Here is a 24,127-nt window from a genome sequence, read left to right on the forward strand (position 1 = left end):
TGATCATCCCTCAACAGCACACCCATCCCACCAGCAAGGATTCTTATCAATAAAATCCATCAAAGCATCATACTTAGGCGAACCCTTTTGTTCCACATACTCCAAAGCCCCCCAACTTCCCCACTTACTAAATGAACTCACATCCACAAAGTGCATGAAAAGACTGCCTCCAGCCTGTTTCCAACTATTCAGTAATTGGGTGTACATATCATACATTTCTGGGCGCCTATTTAATTCCATAAAAAACTTGGTCAGTTTTTCGTTATTCTCAACTCCTTGAATACCTACAATATGTTGACCCCCCTCGTAAACAAATAACTTGAGTCCTTTTTTTTGAGCCACACCTAAGTAATACCTAAAGTCATTATCAACATCGGGCAAACTATCTTTGAATCCCGGAAGTAACCCACCCTCTCTTAATTGCTTAAAAGCTTTGCCAAACCCGCCATCTGCGTCATTCAACCAAGACTCTACTGTGCTGACACTTTCTTTCCCGCCCAAGTTTCCGCTAAAATATCCACCTATGGCTAAGGCATCAATACCGTGTTGATAACAAGGTTTATTGCCCTCAGCTACCCAATAGGGACAATCTAAAGCATAATTGCCTAACTCTCTCCAAGCTCTTTGAGTTCCTAACACGCAGACAACTCGATTCTTTTGATCCCCAAAGACGCCTTTCCAGATATCGCACATTTGAGCACTACGCATTCCGTGCCATTGCATAAAAGCATCGCCTTTATCTCCCCACCTCGCTTTACCTTGTTCCAAGGCATAATTCGATTGTCGAAATGACCAATTCCAAACCTCATTAGAATACTCTACATTAACTTTCAGCTTTGGATCTAAACTATCTTTGACCATTTTAGCAAAGTTAGTCATATAGTCATCCGTAGCCTGATGCGGCATATTAAACCAGGGTTCTGCTTGGACTTTGTTAGCTAAATTCACCATAACTTCTATGGGAACATTTCCTCTGTAAGCATAGGATACACTCTCTGGTTTTGGTCGGTTTGACCATTCTTTTTGTTCAGAACCATTTGTATCCATCCAGTCCATAAAACGCAAGGTTCTAAATTTTTTAATCTTTTCTATAAACAGCGGATTAAATATTTCACCACTTTGAAAAAGCTCTTCATCTTGGGAGCGAACCACTTTAATATTGCGGATATAGTTCCCTGTTTTATTGGGATCGGTAGCAGTAATTGTAATCATTATGCCTCCCCCTTGTGTGGCATCCACATTAATGATATCCCTGCTGGGTTTCGACGCAGCCTCATCTTTTTTGCCATCAAATTGATATTCGATCGCACCTTCACCCTCATAAGTAACAATATATTGCCCTGAAGGATAGCGATTGGGGATTTCCCTAAGTAATAGGGTACTTACCCTAGTATATTTAGGAGCTTCTTCGGGCGATGGCAGAGACTTCACCCATCCATTTTTATCAAGATTTAAAAGATTATACTCCTCTGTATCCCATTCACCTTTACAGTTTGGTTGTCCGCTAACGCATTGAGTTATCCATTGCCTAGAAGATTTGAAAGCATCTAAAAAGGGTAATTGTGTGGAGTAGTCAGCAATACCATTAAGCCCAACTCCTAAAGAAGAGCGAGAATTTGACGTATTTTGTACATTGGCACGCACCGCTACTGTGTTATCTACTTGCCGTACTGGTGTGGGAGCAATATTAGTTGTTAAAGCCCAACATCCGGGAATGAAAATGACAAAAATTAATAAACCCAGCACAAAGCCCAGAGCTTTTTTGTTCGATCTGATACTTAATCGAGACATAAATTTGACTAATTTGATTGTTTTAGGTAAAATAGAAGGGGGTGCGGCCAGTTTTAATTTTGATATTTTATCAAAAAGTTCCTTCTCAAACTATCAGCTACAAGATTATTAACATTTTTGTCTCTCAATGGAGGGGCGATCGCCCTTACTGTGCCCAAGTGCGATCGTCCTTATCTAACTTCTATTCTCCTCACATTACTAAGCAACTGCAAGTTCATATTGCAGAACTAAAATTTCATCAGCTTTCAACATAGCCATAGCATATTCACTCCCTTGACTATCAGCAAACTCCACTAAATACTGACATTCTTTTCCCGTCTCATACAGTTCAACAATAGTTCCCACAAGTCCAACTGGCAAACTAGAAATAGATGCATATTCTGGTTCCACTAGCGCTAATCGCGTATTTGAAATCGGCTTGAGAATCGCAACAGAATCCAAAACTCTAAAGTGTTTAATCATAGTTTAAGAAAAGCTGAAATTCAACAACGGTTAGAATTAGTTGAAGTAATTTCCCAGAAGTACCTTTTCAAGGTTTTTAGGGGCAGGTTTAGTTAGGATATACGCAATCGCAGCGAGTTTACCCCTTTCACGCGCCCGCCCTCCCCACGCTAGGATTTACACCTTATTTAGGCCTTAAGTTCGCGCTGCTAAACTCAGAAGCCACAATCATCGACCCAATCCCCGCATCCGTAAATATTTCTTGTAGCAAAGCATGAGGAATTCGACCGTCAATAATGTGAGCACCCTTCACACCCTGAGCCAAACTCCGCACACAACAATTAACTTTCGGAATCATCCCCCCAGACACAACTCCAGACTCAACCAACTCTCTTGCTTCTTGAATATCTAACTTAGCAATCAAACTATCCGGCTTGTGATAATCCTCTAAAATTCCCGCAGTATCGGTCATCAAAATCAACTTTTCCGCTCCCAAACCAGCCGCAATTTCCCCAGCCACCGTGTCAGCATTAATGTTGTAAGATTGACCGTTTTCATCGGCTGCCACACTCGACACCACCGGAATATAACCGCTGTTCACCAAAGACTCCAAAATCTGGATTTTCACGCCGCTGACTTCACCCACAAACCCAATTCCTTCCCGGCCATCTGGACGAGCTTGAATCAGATTGGCATCCTTGCCGCACAATCCCACTGCTTTGCCGCCAGCTTGGTTAATTAACGAAACAATTTCTTTATTTACTTTACCTACCAAAACCATTTCTACAACTTCCATTGTCGCCGCATCAGTCACCCGCAAACCATCCTTGAATTGCGGCTCAATTCCCAATTTTTCCAGCCAAATATTAATTTCCGGGCCACCGCCATGAACCACAACCGGACGCATCCCCACGCAAGCTAGCAGCACAATATCCCGAACCACCTTGTCTTTGAGATTGCTATCTTTCATCGCCGCACCGCCATATTTGACCACAATGGTGCGACCGGCAAAGTGTTGAATGTAAGGCAGTGCTTCGGACAGCACCTCTACTCGATTAGTGTCCGAATTCCTAACAAAATCGCTTTGTTTGAGCATGGGTAAATTACAGAAGACTAAAAACTTAATTCTAAACTTTAATGGCTAAAGCACATATTAACAGCCACAAAAATCACTTTTTCGCTTAAAGTTATGGACGCACAGGCTCGATCGCCTTTATTGAACCCCATCCTCAACAAATTCATAGGTTTTTTTAATAAAAGCATTAAAATATATGTATTATAACTTATACATTTTTTGCTACAGTCAAGAAATGTATAACTCCCTAGATTTACTTAACGTTTTATGTTAACTGCTGTCGCCCAAGACTCCGAAAACCTTCACTACAAGCTACCATCAGAGGCTGAGTCGTCCCCCCGGATGACGGTATTTTGCGATTTAGACGGGCCCATCGTCGATGTGTCCGATCGCTACTACGCCACCTATCAACAGGGATTAGCCGATACTCAAGCAGTATATCTTGCTCGGGGAATCAACCTCAACCTTCAAATCCTCAGCAAACAGCAGTTTTGGCAAATGAAACAAAACCGAGTGCCCGATGCTGAAATAGCCAAAAGTTCCGGCTTGTCGGGAGAAGAAATTAACGTTTTTCTCGGATGCGTCAGTCAGATTGTCAATCAGCCAGACTTGTTGCACTTAGATCGCATCCAGCCGGGAGTACAATGGGCGATCGGACTTCTGCACTCCCGCGGCGTGCGGCTGATTTTAGTCACCCTGCGGCCGAGAAATCAAGCCGTTCAACTGTTACAAAATTACGGTTTAGCCAGACTGTTTACCAGCATTCGCGGAACTCAGATGGCGGATGCCGCCTATCACAACTATACAGCCTTAAAAACTGAATTGTTGGCTGAAGTTGCAGAAGAATTTGAGTCATCACTGGGTTCGGCTTGGATGATCGGAGATACAGAAGCAGACATCCTCGCAGGAAAAGCATTGGGAATACCTACAATTGCCGTTACCTGCGGAATTCGCAGTCGCTATCAACTCCAAAAGCACCAGCCTAATTTCATTCTCAGCAACTTGATTATTGCCGTTCATCACTTATTAGGTTCCGGTCAACAACTAATAGTAGAATGACTACAGTTAACAATAATTAGTGAACACTTAACTGTTGACTAAGGACTCATGACTGCTGACTAATCGCTGACTAAGGTTTTTCTACATTCCTGGTCATTTCCCACAAGCGATTGAGCGGAAAATAAATCACCGGAGCCCAAAGACTGCTAAGAATAGCAGAACACAAAGCCACTCGCTGGTGATAGCTCCAAATTTCCAGTAAAGCCCGATCGCCCATAGAAAAAAATTGCAGCCCCATCACCGTTTCCGCTACCACCGCCATCCCAAACACAATTAACGCGATCGGAATCGGATCTCTCTCAACAATATCTACCGGAATCGACCAGGTTTTCTGCAAAACAACTGTTAAGACTCCTACAACAACTAAACTGACAGCATGGGTGGGATGAGGAGCCGTCATCGCATCTTGAAGAAACCCCAAAACCAAGCCCATGCTAGCAGCTCCCCAAACTGTACGTTTCCGCTTAATACTCCAAGCTACCAACCAAATTAACAGCCAGTTCGGCCCAATTCCCAACAATTCCATTCCCGGCATCCGAGTGGGCAATATCAGTATGCACAGCATCACAGATAGAAATGTAACTGCGAAGTTGAGAAATTGGCGCGATCGCGGCGAAGACATCCGAGATAAAGCTTTCATTGTTGCTGTGCTCCCTCAGATGGTGCAGAAGATTGACTCTGCGAATCCTTTGGTTCGACTTGCTTAGAGTGGGGGTAAACCACCGCCCACTCCAGAGCATTCATCGGTGCAGAGAACTCAACCACAGCTTCTGGAGCCGGAGTTTTATTCATATCCACCGAAACCACTTTTCCCACAGGCAAACCAGCAGGGAACAACTGACTGTAAGAAGAAGTTGAAACCACATCCCCAGGCTTGACATTGGGAACATTCTCAAAAAACTCCATCACAGCCTGATTTCCGCCTTTCCCGCGCATAAAACCCATGTGGCGACTGCGGGTAATTCCCACACCCAATTGACTCGTAGCGTCGCTGACTAACAGCACCAAGCTAGTATTAGGAGTAACGCTGACAACCCTGCCTACTAAACCGCCGGGGCCCATCACAGTAAAATCTGTTTTGATGCCATCGTTACTGCCGCGCCCCAAGGTTACTTGCTGCCACCAGTGGTCGGCGCTGCGACCGACAATAGGAGCTACAATTCCTGCTGGTTTCTTAGCCGAAACGTAACCTAAAAGCTCTTTTAGCTTCTGATTTTGATTTTCTAATTCTAATAGCTGCGCTTGCAATTCTTGAGTGCGCGCCGAGATAAGTTCCTCTTGCCCAGAGCCGTTGGCGTGAAACGGACGAGTCACCCAATTGTAAACTTCAAATACTGCCGCACCTTGTGTTTGCCGAACTCCCCAAGCGGCAGTTACAGCTAAACCTAGAAGAGCAATTTGCAGCCGCAGATCCCACCACTTTCGGAATGTATTTTTTAGCATAATTTCACTAATCTAAAATTGTTAAGTCAGGATTTTAGATTTGAGATTGCAGCCGTATTTCTAAATCCACAATCCCAAATTTTTTAACTACATATTACGCGACGACTGCCCGCTGAAAACCCGTTCCAACTGTTTGTTTTCCAATACCCTACCAGTTCCCAAAACCACGCAGCACAGCGGATCTGCTGCCACGTGAGTGACAATTCCTGTTTCGTGACTGATCAGAGTATCTAAACCTTTCATCAGTGCGCCACCACCAGCCAGCATAATTCCCCTGTCAATAATATCTGCTGCTAATTCCGGGGGGGTGCGTTCCAAAGTACGCTTGACAGCTTCCACAATTACTGAAAGCGGTTCCGACATACTTTCGCGAATTTCTGGGCCTTTGATAGTAACAGTTCGCGGCAAACCAGACAGTAAGTGCAAGCCCCGCACTTCCATCATTACATCGTCATCCTCTGGAGTTGGATATGCAGAACCAACCTGAATCTTAATTTCTTCAGCAGTGCGTTCGCCGATGACCAAATTGTGAACTTTTTTCATGTATTGGACGATCGCCTCATTGAGTTCGTCGCCGGCTACCCGCACAGACTCACTGATCACCGTACCTTGCAAACTCAAAACCGCAACTTCCGTCGTACCTCCGCCTATATCTATAATCATATTGCCAGTCGCCTCAGCAACAGGCAGTCCAGCCCCGATCGCCGCAGCGATGGGTTCATCAATTAACCGTACTTCTCTAGCACCGGCCTGAGTCGCCGCCTCAATGACAGCACGCCTCTCTACTCCGGTGACACCACTGGGGATGCCAATAATTATCCGCGGCGAAACTAAGCTTCGGCCTTCGTGAACTCTGCGGATAAAAGTCTTGAGCATCAGTTCTGCCGTATCGAAGTCTGCAATTACCCCGTCGCGAAGCGGGCGCAGTGCTATGACATTCCCTGGCGTGCGGCCGAGCATTTTTTTTGCTTCTTCTCCAACAGCCAGCGGTATTTTTAAATCTTGGTCGATCGCCACTACAGAAGGTTCCTGCAGAACAATACCTTTGCCCGATACATAAACGAGCGTGTTAGCAGTACCGAGGTCGATACCCATATCTCTAGATAACGAAAATCGATTGAGAAGACCCACTGATTCGTACCCCCCCCAAAAACTAAAATACTATTGTGTGCAATAATGTTGTTACAAAAGTGTAACCGAGGTGGATTCTATTACGTTTTTCATCCTGAGTCTAGTCAGAAATGTACATTGTCGAGCTCAGGTTGAGCGCAGACTTGCCAATCATCCACTATCAATATGTTCTGCTAACTGGGTGTACAATCAGGATGAAGCCTCACAAGCGTTGTTCCAAGTTCAGTTTGGAGGCTAATGCGCGTGTGGACTGTTTAACTACATCACCGATCGACCACATTCCCAAAAAAGTTTATGAGTCTTAATGTTGTGACTTTAGTAGGCCGCGTCGGCGGCGACCCGGACGTTAAGTATTTTGAGTCGGGTACAGTTAAGTGTAGTTTGACGCTGGCAGTGAATCGCAGAACCAAGAACAGCGATCAACCAGACTGGTTTAATCTGGAAATCTGGGGCAAAACAGCGCAGATTGCGGCTGACTACGTTCGCAAAGGCTCTCTAATTGGCGTAACAGGCTCTTTGAAGTTCGATCGCTGGCAAGATCGCAATACGGGTTCAAATCGCTCGAAGCCGGTAATTAAGGTAGACCATTTAGACTTGCTGGGTTCCAAACGCGACAACGAGTCGGGTATGTCGCAACACAACAGCGAATTCTAGCGTTTGGGGAATTTGGGAAGTAATATTTGTGAATTGGGTGGGTGCTTGTGACTTCAGAAAAGTTAGAAATTGTTCAAACTGAGTACCAAGCTGGGCAAGTAGCTTTTGAGAATGGCCGGTATGCTCAAGCTGTGCAGAGTTTAGAAACAGCTACCGGTTTAGTCGATCGAAATTCCCGGTTGGGCGGTGAGGTGCAGATGTGGCTAGTGACAGCCTACGAAGCCTCTGGCAATACAGAAAGGGCGATCGAGCTTTGCCGCAAGCTCACCCGCCATCCCCGCCAAGAAACCCGCCAACAAGCAAAACGCTTGCTGTTCATTCTCGAAGCTCCCAAACTCACTATCCCTCCTGAATGGATGGTGAAAATCCCTGATTTGGCAGCTTTAGATGAAAATCAATCAATCAGTTTTCAAGCTAATCCAAACGCTGATATCAAGTACGCTAAACCCAAGCCAGTTGTACCAGAGCCTGTAGATTTGAGTCAGGTTAATACGAAAGATAATAGGTTTATTTGGGTGGCGTTAATTGCGATCGGGCTAATTTTAGGCGGATTATTTCTTAGTTATTAAGCAGATGACCAATACACATTTCCAATAATTATTGTGGAACAGGCATCTTGCCTGTTCAATACAGGCTTTTCTGGATAGAAACAATGCTTTTTAGCAATTATAAAAGTATCAGCGCGGTCGCCAAAGAATTCCAAATTAATTACCTACGGGATAATTTCATTGTCGAAACAGAATTTGCAGTCAGCGAAGTTTTTCGGAATGAATTAGAATTGATTTTCAATGACGGAGTATTTGACAACTCGGAAATCGCCATTTGTGAAAATATCATTTATCCTGTATTAAAAGAAGTTTGGAAAAATTATCGAAGTAATTTTCTCCTCTGGAGTCACCAAACCTTAGTCTATAATGAGAATCTGTCAGGAATTCCAGATTATATATTGGCGAAGCGCTCCCCCCTCGGCACAGTAGTTTTTGACAAGCCCTATTTCATATTAGTTGAAGCCAAGAAAGAGAGCGCATTTGATGAAGGATGGGGGCAGTGTTTGGCAGAAATGATCGCCGTGCAGCGGCTTAACAATGAACCCGAACAAACTATCTTTGGGATTGTTTCTAATGGGGCAATGTGGCAGTTTGGCAAGCTGAAATTAGAAATGTTTACTCAAAATAAATTTTTCTATACAATTCAGGACTTAGAGCGACTGTTTGCAGCCGTTAACTATGTTTTTAAACAGTGTGAATTACAATTAGAGGAGAAGGAACAAGTAGAAAACGACACTGATTTTGACACGGATACACGGATTAATTATCGAGCATGAGGCAGGAATCAGAAGTTGAATAGCGATAATTGCTAAAATAAAAAAAAGACCCAACCAGAAAGGCTATTATTGTGAGCGATTCAACCGTAGACCTGATTTTGAAATTGGCCTCTCAGCGCGCCGATGCGGCTGAAGTCTACTACCTGTCGAGTCAAGACACGCCCATCGAATTTGAAAACAATCGCCTCAAATCCCTGCAAACCAAAGCACTGCAAGGCGTAGCACTCCGGCTGATATACCAAGGCAAAATCGGTTTTGCCAGTTCCACAGATTTAACGCGGATAGACGATTTAGTAGATGCAGCGATTCAAACAGCCGAAATCGGCGACCCCGCAGAATTTGAACTCGCCTCCAACTTCCACCTAAAAGGCCCGGAAACCACCTACACTCCGCCCACAACTCAAGAATTAGTCGAAAACGGCAAAAACCTCATCGAGCAAGTTCACGCCTACAATCCCGATATTATGGTAGATGTCGGCTTTCACGTCCGCAGCGGCAGAGTGAAAATTGCCACCACGCAAGACTTGTATGCCGAAAGAAGCAGCCAAATAATCAGCGGCTCGATCGCGGGAAATTTGGTAAAGGGAGAAGACTTTATGCAAGCATACAGTTACGACGTAGCGTGCGATCGTCCCCTGGACACCGACAGCATCCTCCAATCACTCCTCGAAAAATACCGCCTCGCCGAACATTCAGCCACCATCACCAGCGGTTCCTACCCAGTATTATTTACCCCCAGAGCCGCCGCTAGCACCCTCGGCGGCTTGTTTGATACCATCCTTTCAGGTCAAGCAGTAGTTCAAAAAGCCTCTCCCCTAGCCGACAAAATCGGCGAAACCTTATTTGACGAACGCTTTACCTTTTTTGAAGACCCCACTTTAGGCCCTTCTGCTTGTCCCTTTGACGACGAAGGTACACCCACCAGCCGCAAAGTCTTGATAGACAAAGGTACTGTCACGGGATTTTATTGGGATCGCAGGTGGGCCGCTCGCGCCGGTGTAGAATCAACCGGCAACGGTTTTCGTGGCGGATTGTCTCGCCCAGGCCCTGATTTGACTAACTTTTGCATTTCCCCAGGAAATACCGCCACTCAAGACTTGATTGCTAGCATGGACGAAGGTCTAATAGTAGAGCAAGTTTTAGGAGCCGGTCAGTCCAATCAGTTAGCTGGCGAATTTTCTGTCAATTTGGACTTAGGCTATAAAGTAGAAAAAGGCAAAATTGTGGGTCGCGTCAAGAATACAATGGTGGCAGGCAGCATTTTTGAAGCATTTAAAAATTTGGCAGATTTGAGTAGCGAAGCCGAATGGGTAGGCGGTGCAGCCTATTTGCCGAGTATGCTGTTTCAACAGTTGGGTGTAGCTTCTAGGCAATAAGTTCAGTGCGGTTAATTCCAGGTGACGCTGATACTGTTGCTAGAAAAATCTTAGCACTCACCTCAAAAAGACCCGGTTTCTTCTGCCACGCAGCATCTGTGAAATTGCCCTTCTGTAGCCCATAAACCGCGTTTATGGTATGCGGTTCGCAAGTCCAGACGTGGAAATAGAAACACAGAAACAGTGCCGCGAATTCAACGCTTTGCTAATTCATGCAAATAGGGAAAAACAGGGAAAAAGGTACAATGAAAGAGCAAAATGTCAAGGATGGAACTCGGAAGAAGAAAAAGCACTTTTTCTTTTTTTTACCTTTGGTTTTTTGCCTTTTAACTCTAGTTACTGGATGCGTTCAGTACGATGTCGGGGTTAACTTTGAGAGTCAAACTCGTGGCGAAATCGTGCAGCACATTAAACTAGGGGAAAGGTTGACGAGCTTCAGCAGCGAAACTGTTGCAGAATGGTTGAAAAGCGTAGAACGCCGGGTGAGGTTGCTGGACGGAAAAACTAAACGGGTTTCCCCCACAGAAGTTCTAGTGAGGATTCCTTTCAATAATGGAGCCGAGTTGCAAGACAAGTTCAACCAATTTTACAATCCGATCGCACCAACCACAAAATATCGGACCGCAAGTCCGCTAGAAACAGATTTGCCGAAGTTTGAATCTCACCTGAATATCAAGCAGAATAATTTGTTATTGGTGCTGCGAAATCGGTTGAGTCTGGAATTGGATTTGCGCTCTCTTTCACTGCTTTCTTCTAACGGCAGTCTGCTGCTGAGTCCGGGGGGACTTTTGGAGCTAGACTTTAGCTTGAACACGCCTTGGGGCGCCGAAAGTATTGAAACTGTCGCCGGTGCGCTGGTTCCCGAAAGCTATCAGCAAGGAAAACAGTTAGTTTGGAAGCTCAAACCCGGAGAAGTTAACTATTTGGAGGCGATATTCTGGATTCCCAGCCCGGTAGGAATTGGGGCGCTGATTATTGCCTTATTTGTAGCCGCGGGCATTGCTTTGAAATATCAAATATTGCCAGCACTCGGAATCGGCAAGAAACCACAAAACATCGGTCATACCTAAAGAGGATATGTGCTGGAGGGGCGGGTTAACCAATATCTTCACTCAGCTTTCAGAACTCCAATAAACCCGCCCCTCCCCGGATATTATGGTTAATTGACCAGATTTGATCTTATCAAAAAAGACTGAGAACATCTGTCAAAAAACAGTTGACAAATAGTAAATAATTTGATTGACCTGAATTAAGAATTAGGAACAGAGAAAATGCGATCGCTAAATTTCTTCTTCATCTTTCTGATCTGCTTGGCTCTAGTATTATTCAGCATCGAAAATACACAGCCAGTCGCGATTCAAGTTATCCAAGGCGTCCAAGTTAAAGCTCCGCTGTGCGTAGAACTAATTGTAGCGACCGGATTAGGGGCTACACTAGCGTGGCTGTTCAGTCTGTGGTCGAGAATGCAGCGAACCCTCGCGTTGCGCCAAGAGATTCGCCAAGTTCGCGAAAAAGAGCAGCGGATTCAGGAATTAGAACAAAATCTTGAACGCTATAAAGCCGAAGTAGAAGGTCAACAACCTTTGTTAGAAAGTGGAGAACCGATAAGTTTAGAAATAGCAGCCATTGAGGGCAAACCTGCTGAAATAACCGCCAATTAACTTGATATGCTCTCTCGTTTTCCCAGAGGCAAAATCTAAAATCTAAAATCTAAAATCTAAAATCTAAAATCTAAAATCGAATGGCCGTTTCCCGAGACCAAGATGGCTTAGAAACGATTTCCGAGGGGATCGCAATTTTAATTGACCTAGCGGAACGGGGAGAAATTGATCCTTGGGACGTTAAGGTAATTGAAGTGTTCGATCGATGTCTGAGCAAGCTTACGAACGCCTCCGATGCAGATCAGAGTAAGGATTTCTCCGATTTGTCCCACTCCGGCCAAGCGTTTTTGTACGCTTCAATGCTGGTGTTGCTCAAAGCAGAAAGTATCGTGCTTTCAGAACCCCCCGCGAATCCCGACTCGGCCGACGAGCCGGCAATAGAAGACGCAGAGCACTCAGGCGGGCGACACTTGCCGCAGCATTTAGAGCGGCAATTGCGCCGTCGCGGTGTAGCTCAACTACCGCAAAAACGCCCGGTAACTCTCCCAGAACTGATTGAGCAGTTGCAGCTAATGAAAGCAGCAATGGAGCAGCAGACAGTTACACCCCGGCGTCGCCCTACCTCAAAAATGCGATCGCAAGCGGCCCAAGCTATCTTTGAGCTAGCTCACCAAGAAAATCTCGTAGAAACTGCTAGTGAACTCGAACGGTTTCTGGCTCAGCGGGGCGCGGAAATTGACGAGGGTTGGCTGGACTTGGACACATTGCTAGAGCTCTGGCACCATAACGATTTGCACTCTCCTGTCAACCCAGAACTCCCGGTATCGACTGCGGAAGTTCACTTGCCAAATCATGACCGCGTGGGTATTTTTTGGGCGTTGTTGCTCCTATCGGCTCAGTCTAAAGTAGAGTTGCTTCAAGAGGAGTTTTACCAAGACCTGAAAATCCGCGCGCTTTGAGCTTGCACGGTATTAGGTTCTCGGGGGAAACTAATAACTATGCCACTGCGTCGGTTAAGATTCTAGGCAGAATCTCGCTCTATGGCATTCTGTTGCTGAGTCTGGGATGCGGAGAGCGGGAGCGTGAAGTTATTGCTGGTTCCCGATACCTGGTTTCTTAAATCCAGGTAAATTCGGAATAAATGATTGATAGCCTGGTACGATGTCGCCTATAAAGAGGTCAGGATTTTGCTGTGCTCGATCGATTCGACGATCGCAACCGCTAGCATCTAATTGTTCAGTTGATATCAGTTAACAGAGGGTTGAGGAAGTTAAGAATGAAAGCGATGATTCTGGCGGCCGGTAAAGGCACTCGCGTCCGTCCTATTACTCAGACAATACCCAAACCGATGATTCCCATCCTGCAAAAGCCAGTGATGGAGTTTTTGGTTGAATTGCTCCGCCAGCATGGATTTGACCAGATTATGGTCAATGTTTCCCACCTGGCAGACGTGATTGAAAACTACTTCCGTGACGGTCAAAAGTTTGGGGTACAAATTGCCTATTCTTTTGAAGGGCGAATTGAGGACGGAGAAATGATTGGAGAGGCTGTCGGTTCGGCTGGTGGCATGAAACGAATTCAGGACTTCTCGCCGTTTTTTGACGATACTTTTGTGGTGCTGTGCGGCGACGCTTTGATTGACTTGGACTTGACTGCTGCTGTGAAGTGGCACCGGGAAAAAGGGGCGATCGCTACTATTGTTATGAAATCGGTTCCCCGCGAGGAAGTTCCTAGTTATGGAGTGGTGGTAACAGACGAGTCTGGCAAAATTAAAGATTTCCAAGAAAAACCTTCTGTAGAGGAAGCTCTGAGTACCGATATCAACACTGGCATTTACATTTTTGAACCAGAAATATTCAATTATATTCCCTCTGATACAGAGTACGATATCGGTTCGCAATTATTTCCCCACCTTGTAAAAATAGGCGCGCCTTTTTACGGGATTAGCATGGACTTTGAGTGGGTGGATATCGGCAAAGTTCCTGACTATTGGCGGGCAATTCAGAGCGTACTCCTGGGACAAGTCAAAAATGTTTCGATTCCGGGAATTGAAGTGCGCCCCGGCATTTACGCTGGTTTGAATGTAGCTGTCAACTGGGATAAGGTTGATATTACAGGGCCTGTTTACATTGGGGGGATGACGATCATTGAGGATGGAGCAAAAATTGTCGGCCCGACAATGATTGGCCCAAATTGTTGGCTTTGCAGTGGCGCTACTGTGGAAAACAGCGTGATTTTTGAGTATTCTCGTTTGGGCCCGGAGGTGCGGTTGGTTGACAAACTGGTGTTTGGGCGCTACTGCGTTGATAAAACCGGGGCTGCGATCGATTTGCAAGCGGCTGCTCTCGATTGGCTGATTACTGACGCTCGCCAAGTTTTACCAACTCAACACGGAGAAGAGCGGCGGGCGATATCTGAAATTCTCGGTCATGGTGCATAATTGTTAATTGCTAAGTGGCAATTGCTAATTGCTCAAGGTAAGGTGCGCTAGGCGCACCCTACTTTTACGTTTATGATCTCAGCTTTCAATTATGGTAATGTGCTTAAGTTGCACCCTACATTTTAAGACTGAAGATAAGTATATTTGCTGAGACTCCGCTCGTAATTTTGCAGCAAAAGTTGGGCCTCGGAAAGAGTAATTTTATTTTGCTGCAAAGCTGCTTCTGTCTGACGGCGGATGCTTTCAACCAAATTTTCTGAATCGTACTGTACGTAGCTAAGGACTTCTTTCATAGTGTCTCCTTTCACAACGTGTTCGATATGATAGCCAGAAGGTGTTAGCTGAATATGAACTGCATTAGCATCGCCGAATAAGTTGTGAAGGTTGCCCATAATTTCTTGATAAGCACCTCCCAAAAATAGCGCCAAATAGTACGGTTCTCCAGGTTTGAGAGTATGCAGTTCCAAAACAGACTTCACATCTCGCAAATCGATGAATTGGTCGATTTTGCCGTCGCTGTCGCAGGTAAGATCGGCTAAAATACCGCGTTGAGTTGGTTCTTCGTCGAGTCGGTTAATTGGCATAATTGGGAACAATTGGTTAATTGCCCAACTGTCGGGTACTGACTGGAAAACAGATAAGTTGATGTAATAAATAGACGCCATCACCTTTTCTAAGTCTTCCAAATCATCCGATACATATTCTTTTAGCCGCGCGATCTTCTGTATTTTATCGCAGCAAGCCCAGTACAACTGTTCGGTTTTCGCCCGTTCCGCAATTCCCAAATAGCCTAAGTTAAATAAACTGACTGCTTCTTCCTTAAATTGGATAGCATCGTGATAAACTTCTTGGTAATTTTCGGGACTGATAGATTGGTAAATTTCGTAGAGATTGCGCGGAATTTGGTGCGCGTTTTCATCTACTGGTTCTGGTACTTCTCTGGGGACATCGCTAGTACCGAGTACGTCAAAAACTAACACTGATTGGTGAGAAGCGATCGCCCGCCCGCTTTCGCTAATGATAATGGGAACCGGGATTTTCCGCTCGTCGCAGGCATCTTTCACTCCCGCTACTACGTCGTTAGCGTAGTTTTGCATATTGTAGTTTTTAGAAGCGTGAAAGTTTGTTTTAGACCCGTCGTAGTCAACGCCGAGTCCACCGCCTACGTCCAAGTAGTTCATATTAGCTCCCAATTTAGCTAATTCTACATAAATGTGGCTGGCTTCTCGAATGGCGTCTTTGATGACGCTAATTGAGGAAATTTGAGAGCCGATGTGGAAGTGCAGTAACTGCAAACAATCGAGCATTCCTGCTTTTTCTAGTTCGCCGACTGCACGGATAATTTCAGGAATTGTCAAGCCAAATTTTGCCCGATCGCCCGTGGAACCTCCCCAGCGGCCAACCCCTTTGGTAGTGAGTTTTGCTCGCACTCCCAAAATCGGTTTAATTCCTAATGCTTTGCTCGCGGCGATTGCGAGTTCTACTTCCTCTATTTGCTCCAGCACAATTACGGAAGTTTGCCCTAGCCGCTGCGCCAAAATAGCAGTTTCGATGTATTCGCGGTCTTTGTAACCGTTACAAATTAATAAAGCGCCTGGGTTTTTTAAGGTCGCCAAAGCTATCATTAATTCCGGTTTCGAGCCGGCTTCGAGCCCGAAGTGATGGGGTTGACCGAAACGCACCAAATCTTCAATTAATTGTCGGTGCTGGTTGCATTTTACTGGAAAGACACCGCGATAAACATTTTTGTAATTGTACCGAGCTATCGCTCTGGCAAAACACGAATTTAAGCGCTCGATCCGGTCTTCCAAAATATCAGAAAATCGAATCAGCAGCGGCAAAGCCAAATTTCGCTGTTTCAGGGATTCTACCAGTTCGCATAAGTCCAGGGAACCGCCGCGATCGCCCTTGGGAGAGACTGTAACGTGACCGGCTGCATTGATCGAAAAATACGGTTCGCCCCAACCTTGAATTCGGTAGAGTTTCTCACTATCTTCTATTGTCCAAGATGCTTGTGGCAGTTGAGCTGCCGTTACCAAAGCACTGTCGGGTGTCGCCAAACTCGTGGCTGTTGGCGAGTGAGTCGATAGCGGATCGAGATCGGAGAAAGCAGCGGTGGCTGGGGAACTCATCTTATCGGAAACCTCTTTGAGGAGTGGTCAAATAGATAGTTTATCGCACATATCGGGTTTCCTGATGCAGTTGAAAAATCACTTTGGGTACACGGGCTGGCGATTTTAGATTTTAGATTTTAGATTTTAGATTTTAGATTTTAGAATTGACTCTACAGATGGATGAATGTGGGGGATTTAACTAAAATTTCAACCATAATTGCTCTCCCGGACTCCTTTCTTCAAACAAATATCCGTATGGAGGTGAATTCGGAAACCCGGTTTCCGAGTTCACCTGCGCCAAGAGAGTGGTCGGACGATCGATCGCCCGACACACACTAACCAAAAATCACCTCCGGCGGCGCCATGTCAGCCCCCATAATCAATCCCCCGTTATTAGACTTCTTCAAGCCCGGTTGAGGTGCTTTTTCTGGGGTCTTCTGAGCCGGTGCAACTGAGGCTGGCGGTTTCACCTGCGTTGGAGGTACTGCCTGTGCTCCTGGCACGACGGGTTGCTGCGACAGCCAACCCAAGCCCCCTACAGCCCCAGCCATCAAAGCGGTGTAGCCGATGTACAAATGCACCGGACGCATTTGAAAGCCTTCGCCTGAGTCGGAATCGGAAACAGACACATACATACTGGGAATTGGAGTCGGAGCGGGTTTGGGCAAAGCATTCGCCATAGCGCTGCCGTCTAGTCCCAAGGCGTCGCCGAGTCTGCGGATAAAACCTCTAACGTAAATATCTTGGGGCAGTTTGTCGATTTCCCCATTTTCGATCGATTCGATGTGGTGCAACGGCACGAGAGTTTGACTGTGGAGTTGCTGCAGGGATAAGGAGCGAACTTGCCGTCCCTTACGCAATTCTCTACCCAACTCCTGCAAGCACTCTTCTCGCTGTTGAACGGCTAAAGCTGCTTCTTCTTCCTTGGTGAGTTTTTTTGGCTTTTTGGGAAAACCGAACCCTGGGAAGGATTTTCCGGGGACTGTGACAGGTGCAGGTGCAGCCGACTCGACTTTATTTTCGTCTTGGGGCGCTTGTTTGCTGTCTTCAGAAGTATTGCTGTCTCGATCGGAATTTTCAGTGTCGGACTCGGTTTGGGGAGGCGCTTCCACACTAGCGCTGCGCCAATAGAAGACAGGAGCAGTGACTGGTGGCTCCCATTCTTGAATTTCTGTCACCGTCTCAATGACGGGACTTACAGTAGTAAAACTATCTTGGGGTACCTGCTGTTCAATTTTGTTTTGTTTGGGAAATCGATCGAATGCGAGCTTGACGGCTTCTCTGCTAACTGCTCTAATTAAAATTTCGGCAGCGGAGGCTGCTTCGCCCAACATTGTTTGCAGGCTAGCTAGAGCGTGGCTATAGGTGTCGCTACAGAGGAGTTCAGTTTCTATTTGACCTAGGACAGAACGAAAACTTTCTTGAGAAATTTCAATAGTTGGGTGATCTGTCACCCCAAAATAAGCCTCGGGTTTCAGTGCCATGATATTCATGTTGTCTTAGTAGAAGGTATCTGAGTACGTTCTTCGACAGGTTGGCAGTGATTCCGGATGTCGGTTGGGGGAGAGTGGGAGAGTGAGGGAGATTGAGAGAAAGAGAGAGTGGGAGAGTGGGAGAGGCGCAATTCCCACTTATTGATCGTCTATTGCTTGTGGATGCGATCGAGCAAAAAAAGAGCCCCGAAAATCCCGACAAAATGGGCAACAGTGGCGTGAGTATTGGCGAGTACGACAAATATGTCTAGGGGCTGAATAAATCGGCCCAAATCGACTGCGGCACCGAACAAGGCTTGCGGCTGAGCTAGAGATTTGGCTAAAAGCGTGCCGCTGATGGCTTCTGCGCCGATCAGCGTCAGCACCATTCCTGACAAGTTGCTCCAAAGTGCCAGCCGCACTTCTTTGATGGTGTCTGCTTTTTTGGGGCGGACAGCGTTAGCGGGCGATCGCAGTTGTCTCGACAAGCGAGTGAAGCGGAAAGAGCGATATACGCTGTAAGCGAGTACGGCCAGCCCGCAAATGGCAAAAAATACGCCGCCGCCGGTGCCGGCACTGGTTGAACCCGCAGCGGCGCTAGCCCTGGGGAGGGCGAAGGGGATGGCAAAGAGCAAAATGATCGCCGCTACCACCCCTAGCACTACCTGTACCCAGAAGCAAACCCAGCCTGTTGTACGAAGGGCAAAGGCTACTCGCTGTACGGCGACAGGAAGCTTATCGTTATCTAACTGATTAGTCATATTTTGAGCGGGTATAATTAATTGGCATTAGTTGGCGGCAGTTTTTTCTCTTCCGGGACGGTTGACGGCGGTTAACCCTCTTTATAATAGAAGTAGCAATGTTTAAGATTTGTAACTAACATTGAATTTCACATTTGAATAGCGTCGATCGCCAGGTACCCAAAGCAATGACACAACTACAACCCACCGTCACTCCCAAACTGGAACAGCCTAAGTTTGGCTTCAACAGCTACGCGGAACGCCTTAACGGTCGAGCCGCGATGATCGGTTTTTCTCTAACTTTAATTATCGAGTATGTCACAGGCCAGGGCTTGCTGTCCTGGTTAGGTCTCAACTAATTTTAGCAATGGCGCGGTCAGCCTTACACTTGGTCTTGACTCGAACGGCAGCGGGTGTGACTTCTGCTGACCGCGACAAATTCGGGAATTGATTAAAATATTAATTAGAAACAAGCCCAGCGACTTCTCTGCCGAGAGAGATCTGTTCCCGAATGCAATAGCTGGCTTTTGGAGGTGTATATGGGGTGGAATTTTGATTTGACAAGCTTGGCAATTTTGCCTCGCTCCCGTACAATTCCCCACAGGCGAGAAGATTAATTTAGGTGAAGCTAGTCTTTGAGCTAGAAATCCCGATCGTTCCGCCAACTCTAAGTTTTAGAGCTTGTAAATAAATATAGAACAGAGTAAAACCAAATGAATGCTTCGTGGACGCGACTTTTGAGGTCAGCTTACCGTAGAGAACCAATTACCAGCTTTGTTGTGACAGTGGGCGTTGTCGATGCAGCCATCGGCAGCATGGGTGCGAGTGGCTCTTTATTGGCTTTTGGGCTGGGTACTGCTGGGGTGGCGATGGCTCTCCGCTGGTGGCAATTTTACCGCTCTGCAGCCGAACAACCCGCACCTGCTCCTGAATACTATCTTCCTCCTCAGTCTTCTAGACCTCAGTTGCCCGTGCTTAATGTGTCTAAGAAAAATCCTCCTTATTAAGATTACCGGGCAAGGGTGACTGGGCGAGGTGCCGATCGACTCCCTGGATCTGAGGCACTAAAAGATCGGGCAAGAAAGTCTTTCGATCTTGGATGCTGAGTTTATGAATATTTCTGTTGCCGAGAAACTGTACAAAATTGGCTCTGTAGCTGCCTGTAGTGGTTTGTCGGTGAAAACTGTTCGTTACTATGAGGAGATGGGCTTGCTGTCTCCTGCGGTAAAGCGATCGCCCGCTGGTTATCGCTTGTTTGGCGAAACGGTATTTAATAGGTTGGCGTTTATTAAACGCTCTCAGGCTCTGGGTTTGAGCCTTCAGGAGATTAAGGATATTTTACAGGTTCGCGATCGGGGAGATTTGCCTTGCTCTGAAGCGAAGCAGCATCTCACGGCTAAGGTAGAGGAAATTTCCGTGCAAATTGCAGCCTTAGAAACTTTGAAGAGGGAGTTGCAAGGTATTCTCAACTGCTGGCAAGAGCAACCCTCGCAAGCGAGCATTACTAGCACGATTTGTCCGAATATTCAGCGGGATTGAGCGGCGGAAAGATACAAAAAAAGGGAAGGAATTATCGGTTTCCTTCCCTGGATGGTTTTGTTGGTGGTTTTGTCGATCGTGTGGAGCTTTTAACTGTTTTCGCAGAGTTTGCTGTTGCTTTTTGAGTTGCCGAGCCCTGGCTGAGCCGCCTTTACCTTTGGAGTTTCTACCCTCGCTGCGAGGAGACTCCCAACTTTTTAGTCTCATGTTTTTCATTCTATGCACTACTTATATACTACACCGCCAGATTTTCACTGTCAAGTATTTTTTAGACCGATGTTTCCTAGTATCAACTGTTGACTGGTGGGGATTTGCTACAGACATAACGATGCTGCGCCCATTGCCTGCGGCTGGTTACACCTACGCGCTTTGTGACAATTTGGGATGTAAGGGCGATCGCCTTTACGTCATTATTCCGCACTGTTTGCTACAATTATTTAAGTCAGCTTTAAGGACTGCAATGACTCAAGCTAACTCAATAACAAATGAATATCAAATAACTGTAAGTTCTCCGATATGGCAAAGAGTTGAGCAAATTGCCGGACAATTTAACTTGTCAGTTTATGAACTATTGGAACAGATAGTCGCAGGCAAACTGAAAGTTGTTGCGGTTCCAACTAATTCAGAAAAACTGAGCTATCGAGACATTGCAAATGCTTTCCTTTGGTTAGCCTCGCAAACTAATGTAGCAATCAACGTCTACAAGCTACAAAAACTAATGTATTACGCTCAAGCTTGGTATTTAGGAGTTTACGGTAAGCCACTATTTGATGCAGATTTTCAAGCAGGAATGCACGGCCCGGTTATTCCTGATTTATTAGAGAAGTATCAACTCCAATTTAGCTGTGAACCAATTATAGAGAACATCGAACAACCAAAAATTCCCCAAAAAGTTGGGCAATTTCTCGAAGAAGTTGCGGAGGCATATTTTGAGTATGATGATGAAACTTTGGAACGAATGATTTGCAGTGAAAAACCTTGGCTGGAAGCGAGAGGGGATTTGCCGAGAGACGAATCTTGTCATGGGATTATTTCTCACGAATCGATGAAAAAATATCATTCGGGTCGTGTCTTCTCTAAATAATGGAAGCGAGGGTGATCGGGCTTTGTGACAAGTTGGGACGTAAGGGCGATCGCATGATTTAATTAATCATACTGGTATGCTCAGTAATTAATTAATGAGTGGAAATAATCGCCAAATCACCCTTGACAGCAGGCACATTGCTAAGCACTTGCCAGACACGCCACAAATTAGAAGACTGCTTAATAAAGGACGTGCTGCTCATATTTTTAACGATGAGGCTACTATGAATCAGGTAGCTCAAGCCATAATAGAAGGTGGAGAATTTACAGGTACGATTCGGGGCTACGATCGTTATGGTATGTTTTTTGTTGAATCAATTGGTTATAGAGTTGACCCGGATGGAAGCCGTCTTTTACTTTACTACGGAGAGATAAAAGTTGATGCAGAAAACCGATACCACGTTACGCCTCGAAGCCGATTTAGTGAAGAATAACTGGGAATTTACAGAGGTATGGATCGATCCAAATCTTTCACCGCCTTATCTGCTTTTGTTACTAAGTGATGCTGAGGGTAATTGTCGCATATACGATCCGGCTGAGGGTTATAAAGTTGTGTTTTCTAGTCAGAGTTATGAGGAGGCGCAGTATTGGCTTTTAGAGGATGAATATGAGCCCGTAGAAGGGCGGCTGAGAGTGTCGGAGTTAGTTTGAATAATTCATGTAGGGGCGATCGCGCTTTGTGACAAGTTGGGATTTAAGGGCGATCGTTATTTCATTACGCTCGCGATCGACCCCTACAAGCTACAAAAACTCATCTACTGGGAAACCCGGTTATTCTCACTTATAAATTAGCTATAAACTCATCAGGTGTGACCTTTGCTTGCTTTAGAACACCGCTGAGAGTACCAATTTTTAACTCGCGGTGGAGTGGCACAACGCAAACAATTTCTCCGTCTGGAAGAGGCTTTTTAAGGACAACGTGGCTACCCGTTTGTCTGGCTTGATAAAAGTCTAAACGCTCTAGTACGCGAATTACTTCTAGGCTAGATATTCTGGGCAACCTAGGCATAGCTAACCTCTATACTAGTTACAAACCTGGGAGTGATTTCGTCGGGTAAAGGACACTCTTCGAGATAGAGCCTTGTAGCTTCTTTGAGATTGGCGATCGCTTGTTCTATGGTTTCGCCTTGGTCAATTGTGCCGACTTCTGGACATTCGGCAATGTACATATCTTCTTCTTTGTAAATGATGACTGTGAAGCTTTTAGTTTTCATTATATTTTTGCTTTCAGCATCAGAGGTTGCTTAGTTTCTATTTCCTAGTTTATCTTGGATGTATTTTTTTTGCAAGTACAGGGGAAGAGGCGCGATCGCACTTTGTGACAAGTTGGGACGTAAGGGCGATCGCCTTTTGGTTATTTCTAAATTGAAAAGCGATTGCTCTATCATCAAAAAATGCGATTCGTCGCAGCCTATTTGCCTTCGCCGAATCGCCCCTTTCCTTAGGTTAAAACCTGTTAAGTCGGGTTTCATCCCCTCGATAAATCGCAGGGGTTTTCACTCTTCCACGTTATTTCCCATAGCGACAGGCTACCAGCCAGCATAGCAGAATCCTCAACTGCTGATAAAGTCCGCTGCTGTCAAGCTCGCTGGTGTTAGACGAACACCAACAGTTGGTCTGCTCTCCACAAGTCCAATAATTCGATTAGTTGATTTAACTCGTAGAGCTAGATGTAGATCGTCACCAGCGCATGGGCTACAAAATGCATTCCAGGGTTCAAATTGCCTTTCCACGAAAACTGGATTCAACCCAGCAGTTTCAAATGTCAGGACTTCGATGTCAGCAAATGTCAGACCTTTTGGAAGTGCAATTTGGTCTTCCCCAGGAAAGAAGTCCTGCAGAAAATCTACTGTATTAGTAGCGACTTCATCTTGAATGATAAACGTGTCTCGTCCAGCTCCTCCATTCAGAACATCAAAACCTAAATCTCCAGATAAAATGTCCGCACCCTCGCCACCCGATAGCTTGTCGTTATCACGCCCCCCAAACATTTGATCGTTGCCGCGTCCACCAATAAGGGTATCAGTGCCCGCATTCCCAAACAAAACGTCATCGTCAAGTCCACCGTCAAGAGTATCTGCATCTTTACCACCGTAGAGGGTATCGAACCCGCCCTCACCATCTACTGTGTCACGGCCAAGATTCCCGAACAGTTCATCATTACCACCCGCGCCACGGATCCGGTCATTACCCCCCAAGCCCAGCGTTCTGCGACTGCCATCGGTATCAACAATGAAGTCATCACCCTCTGTGCCTTGTGCATTGGGAGTATTTGCAATATTGATGTTAGCCATTGCTTCTTAAAAATTGCTTAAATTTATTGCGTCCTGATTTTTTAGCATAGGTGAAAAATATACTCAAATCAAATCAAATCAATAGGATTTAGTAGGCTTTTTTTTACCTTTCCTGATTTATCTCAGTCGGATAAAGTAGGATTTAGTGGCCAAAGTATCAAACGGTAGGATAAAGTAGGATCGCAATAGGAAAAACCAAAACCCCGACTCGACCTATGGACGTTGAAGAAGTCTTAAAATTGGCTGACGATCTCGTATTCGCTAAGACAGGAAAACACCTCAATCATTTACAAGAAGGTATATTGCGCGGTACTTGGCAACGCCAAAAATACCCGGAAATTGCCACAAACTGCCACCGTAGCGAAGCTCATGTCACAATAGTCTGGACACTTTTTCTATGGCCCAATGGCTTATTCTCGCTTGACTTTGAGGCGAGCGTGGATAATTAAATCAATGTCACCTATACCCGTGACTTGCATTTAATTCGACTTTTTTATGATGCTTGCCCTGTAAGGCTTGTAGTATCGTTCCAAAAACTGTCCGGAGTATT

The 24,127-nt window shown here is 45.6% G+C and carries 28 protein-coding genes; 16 read left to right on the plus strand and 12 right to left on the minus strand.

Annotated features, from left to right (window positions below):
* Positions 1-3: 3 nt before the first annotated feature.
* The 3 genes from QUA77_RS01065 to argB form a co-directional block, all read right to left on the minus strand.
* A complete protein-coding gene (locus tag QUA77_RS01065) occupies positions 4-1,791 on the minus strand; it encodes a cellulose-binding protein (RefSeq protein WP_333448987.1) in 1,788 nt (595 codons plus the stop codon).
* A 198-nt stretch (positions 1,792-1,989) separates the two neighbouring features.
* Positions 1,990-2,253, minus strand: a complete 264-nt coding sequence (locus QUA77_RS01070; RefSeq protein ID WP_333034923.1) for a DUF4926 domain-containing protein — start codon at positions 2,251-2,253, stop codon at positions 1,990-1,992.
* A 163-nt stretch (positions 2,254-2,416) separates the two neighbouring features.
* On the minus strand, positions 2,417-3,328 hold the full coding sequence (gene argB, locus QUA77_RS01075; protein ID WP_333034924.1) for an acetylglutamate kinase: 912 nt from the start codon (positions 3,326-3,328) through the stop codon (positions 2,417-2,419).
* A gap of 246 nt (positions 3,329-3,574) precedes the next feature.
* Between argB and QUA77_RS01080 the strand changes: the two genes are divergently transcribed.
* The gene (locus tag QUA77_RS01080; protein WP_333448988.1) at positions 3,575-4,366 is read left to right on the plus strand and encodes an HAD family hydrolase; all 792 of its coding nucleotides are present in this window, start codon (positions 3,575-3,577) and stop codon (positions 4,364-4,366) included.
* A gap of 70 nt (positions 4,367-4,436) precedes the next feature.
* Here QUA77_RS01080 and mreD read toward each other — a convergent pair whose 3' ends face one another.
* The 3 genes from mreD to QUA77_RS01095 all read right to left on the minus strand — a co-directional run bounded on the left by mreD (position 4,437) and on the right by QUA77_RS01095 (position 6,904).
* Complete coding sequence (gene mreD / locus QUA77_RS01085) at positions 4,437-5,006, minus strand: rod shape-determining protein MreD (RefSeq protein WP_333034926.1); 570 nt, start codon at positions 5,004-5,006, stop codon at positions 4,437-4,439.
* Positions 5,003-5,809 carry a rod shape-determining protein MreC gene (mreC, locus tag QUA77_RS01090; RefSeq protein WP_333181938.1) on the minus strand — a complete coding sequence of 269 codons (807 nt, stop codon included), beginning with the start codon at positions 5,807-5,809 and terminating at the stop codon, positions 5,003-5,005. The genes mreD and mreC overlap by 4 nt, the downstream gene beginning before the upstream one ends.
* Before the next feature lie 87 nt (positions 5,810-5,896).
* Positions 5,897-6,904, minus strand: coding sequence for a rod shape-determining protein (locus tag QUA77_RS01095; protein WP_006632285.1), 1,008 nt, complete (start codon positions 6,902-6,904; stop codon positions 5,897-5,899).
* 330 nt (positions 6,905-7,234) lie between these two features.
* Here QUA77_RS01095 and QUA77_RS01100 point away from each other — a divergent pair, with 330 nt between their 5' ends.
* From QUA77_RS01100 to QUA77_RS01135, 8 genes are all read left to right on the plus strand, one after another.
* Entirely contained in the window at positions 7,235-7,594 is a 360-nt protein-coding gene (locus QUA77_RS01100; RefSeq protein ID WP_190663675.1) for a single-stranded DNA-binding protein, read from the plus strand.
* Positions 7,595-7,641: 47 nt separating this feature from the next.
* Complete coding sequence (locus tag QUA77_RS01105) at positions 7,642-8,163, plus strand: tetratricopeptide repeat protein (protein ID WP_333448989.1); 522 nt, start codon at positions 7,642-7,644, stop codon at positions 8,161-8,163.
* 83 nt (positions 8,164-8,246) lie between these two features.
* Positions 8,247-8,918 carry a hypothetical protein gene (locus QUA77_RS01110; protein ID WP_333448990.1) on the plus strand — a complete coding sequence of 224 codons (672 nt, stop codon included), beginning with the start codon at positions 8,247-8,249 and terminating at the stop codon, positions 8,916-8,918.
* A 71-nt stretch (positions 8,919-8,989) separates the two neighbouring features.
* Positions 8,990-10,294, plus strand: coding sequence for a metallopeptidase TldD-related protein (locus QUA77_RS01115; RefSeq protein ID WP_333448991.1), 1,305 nt, complete (start codon positions 8,990-8,992; stop codon positions 10,292-10,294).
* 245 nt (positions 10,295-10,539) lie between these two features.
* Positions 10,540-11,364: a DUF3153 domain-containing protein gene (locus QUA77_RS01120; RefSeq protein WP_333034934.1), complete on the plus strand. Its 825-nt coding sequence runs from the start codon at positions 10,540-10,542 to the stop codon at positions 11,362-11,364.
* A gap of 201 nt (positions 11,365-11,565) precedes the next feature.
* A complete protein-coding gene (locus QUA77_RS01125) occupies positions 11,566-11,955 on the plus strand; it encodes a LapA family protein (protein ID WP_333448992.1) in 390 nt (129 codons plus the stop codon).
* Between the two features lie 80 nt (positions 11,956-12,035).
* Positions 12,036-12,854 carry a segregation/condensation protein A gene (locus tag QUA77_RS01130; protein WP_333448993.1) on the plus strand — a complete coding sequence of 273 codons (819 nt, stop codon included), beginning with the start codon at positions 12,036-12,038 and terminating at the stop codon, positions 12,852-12,854.
* Positions 12,855-13,171: 317 nt separating this feature from the next.
* The gene (locus tag QUA77_RS01135) at positions 13,172-14,335 is read left to right on the plus strand and encodes an NDP-sugar synthase (protein ID WP_333034939.1); all 1,164 of its coding nucleotides are present in this window, start codon (positions 13,172-13,174) and stop codon (positions 14,333-14,335) included.
* Positions 14,336-14,457: 122 nt separating this feature from the next.
* Here the strand turns inward: QUA77_RS01135 and speA are convergent, their stop codons facing one another.
* The 3 genes from speA to QUA77_RS01150 form a co-directional block, all read right to left on the minus strand.
* A complete protein-coding gene (gene speA / locus QUA77_RS01140; RefSeq protein WP_333448994.1) occupies positions 14,458-16,467 on the minus strand; it encodes a biosynthetic arginine decarboxylase in 2,010 nt (669 codons plus the stop codon).
* Positions 16,468-16,784: 317 nt separating this feature from the next.
* On the minus strand, positions 16,785-17,933 hold the full coding sequence (locus QUA77_RS01145; RefSeq protein WP_333448995.1) for a helix-turn-helix domain-containing protein: 1,149 nt from the start codon (positions 17,931-17,933) through the stop codon (positions 16,785-16,787).
* Between the two features lie 158 nt (positions 17,934-18,091).
* Positions 18,092-18,682 (minus strand): DUF3611 family protein, encoded by a 591-nt coding sequence (locus QUA77_RS01150; protein ID WP_333070262.1) that lies wholly within the window; start codon positions 18,680-18,682, stop codon positions 18,092-18,094.
* A 167-nt stretch (positions 18,683-18,849) separates the two neighbouring features.
* Between QUA77_RS01150 and QUA77_RS01155 the strand changes: the two genes are divergently transcribed.
* The 6 genes from QUA77_RS01155 (at position 18,850) to QUA77_RS01180 (ending at position 21,934) form a co-directional block, all read left to right on the plus strand.
* On the plus strand, positions 18,850-19,020 hold the full coding sequence (locus QUA77_RS01155) for a hypothetical protein (RefSeq protein ID WP_172186391.1): 171 nt from the start codon (positions 18,850-18,852) through the stop codon (positions 19,018-19,020).
* 354 nt (positions 19,021-19,374) lie between these two features.
* Complete coding sequence (locus QUA77_RS01160) at positions 19,375-19,668, plus strand: hypothetical protein (RefSeq protein ID WP_333034943.1); 294 nt, start codon at positions 19,375-19,377, stop codon at positions 19,666-19,668.
* Between the two features lie 103 nt (positions 19,669-19,771).
* A complete protein-coding gene (locus QUA77_RS01165; RefSeq protein WP_333448996.1) occupies positions 19,772-20,200 on the plus strand; it encodes a heavy metal-responsive transcriptional regulator in 429 nt (142 codons plus the stop codon).
* 328 nt (positions 20,201-20,528) lie between these two features.
* Complete coding sequence (locus tag QUA77_RS01170) at positions 20,529-21,284, plus strand: type II toxin-antitoxin system antitoxin SocA domain-containing protein (RefSeq protein ID WP_333448997.1); 756 nt, start codon at positions 20,529-20,531, stop codon at positions 21,282-21,284.
* 94 nt (positions 21,285-21,378) lie between these two features.
* Complete coding sequence (locus QUA77_RS01175; RefSeq protein WP_333448998.1) at positions 21,379-21,717, plus strand: DUF6972 family protein; 339 nt, start codon at positions 21,379-21,381, stop codon at positions 21,715-21,717.
* Positions 21,707-21,934, plus strand: a complete 228-nt coding sequence (locus QUA77_RS01180; RefSeq protein WP_445302048.1) for a hypothetical protein — start codon at positions 21,707-21,709, stop codon at positions 21,932-21,934. The genes QUA77_RS01175 and QUA77_RS01180 overlap by 11 nt, the downstream gene beginning before the upstream one ends.
* Positions 21,935-22,064: 130 nt before the next feature.
* Here QUA77_RS01180 and QUA77_RS01185 read toward each other — a convergent pair whose 3' ends face one another.
* From QUA77_RS01185 to QUA77_RS01195, 3 genes are all read right to left on the minus strand, one after another.
* On the minus strand, positions 22,065-22,292 hold the full coding sequence (locus tag QUA77_RS01185; protein ID WP_015174173.1) for a type II toxin-antitoxin system HicA family toxin: 228 nt from the start codon (positions 22,290-22,292) through the stop codon (positions 22,065-22,067).
* A complete protein-coding gene (locus tag QUA77_RS01190) occupies positions 22,285-22,497 on the minus strand; it encodes a type II toxin-antitoxin system HicB family antitoxin (protein ID WP_333148509.1) in 213 nt (70 codons plus the stop codon). Before QUA77_RS01190 ends, QUA77_RS01185 begins: the two co-directional genes overlap by 8 nt.
* A 339-nt stretch (positions 22,498-22,836) precedes the next feature.
* Positions 22,837-23,577 (minus strand): calcium-binding protein, encoded by a 741-nt coding sequence (locus QUA77_RS01195; protein ID WP_333449000.1) that lies wholly within the window; start codon positions 23,575-23,577, stop codon positions 22,837-22,839.
* Between the two features lie 215 nt (positions 23,578-23,792).
* On the opposite strand from QUA77_RS01195, the gene QUA77_RS01200 reads away from it, so the two are divergent.
* Positions 23,793-24,026 (plus strand): hypothetical protein, encoded by a 234-nt coding sequence (locus QUA77_RS01200; protein ID WP_445302049.1) that lies wholly within the window; start codon positions 23,793-23,795, stop codon positions 24,024-24,026.
* The last annotated feature ends 101 nt before the right edge of the window (positions 24,027-24,127 follow it).

This window comes from Microcoleus sp. K5-D4 (assembly GCF_036704575.1).
Lineage (GTDB): Bacteria > Cyanobacteriota > Cyanobacteriia > Cyanobacteriales > Microcoleaceae > Microcoleus.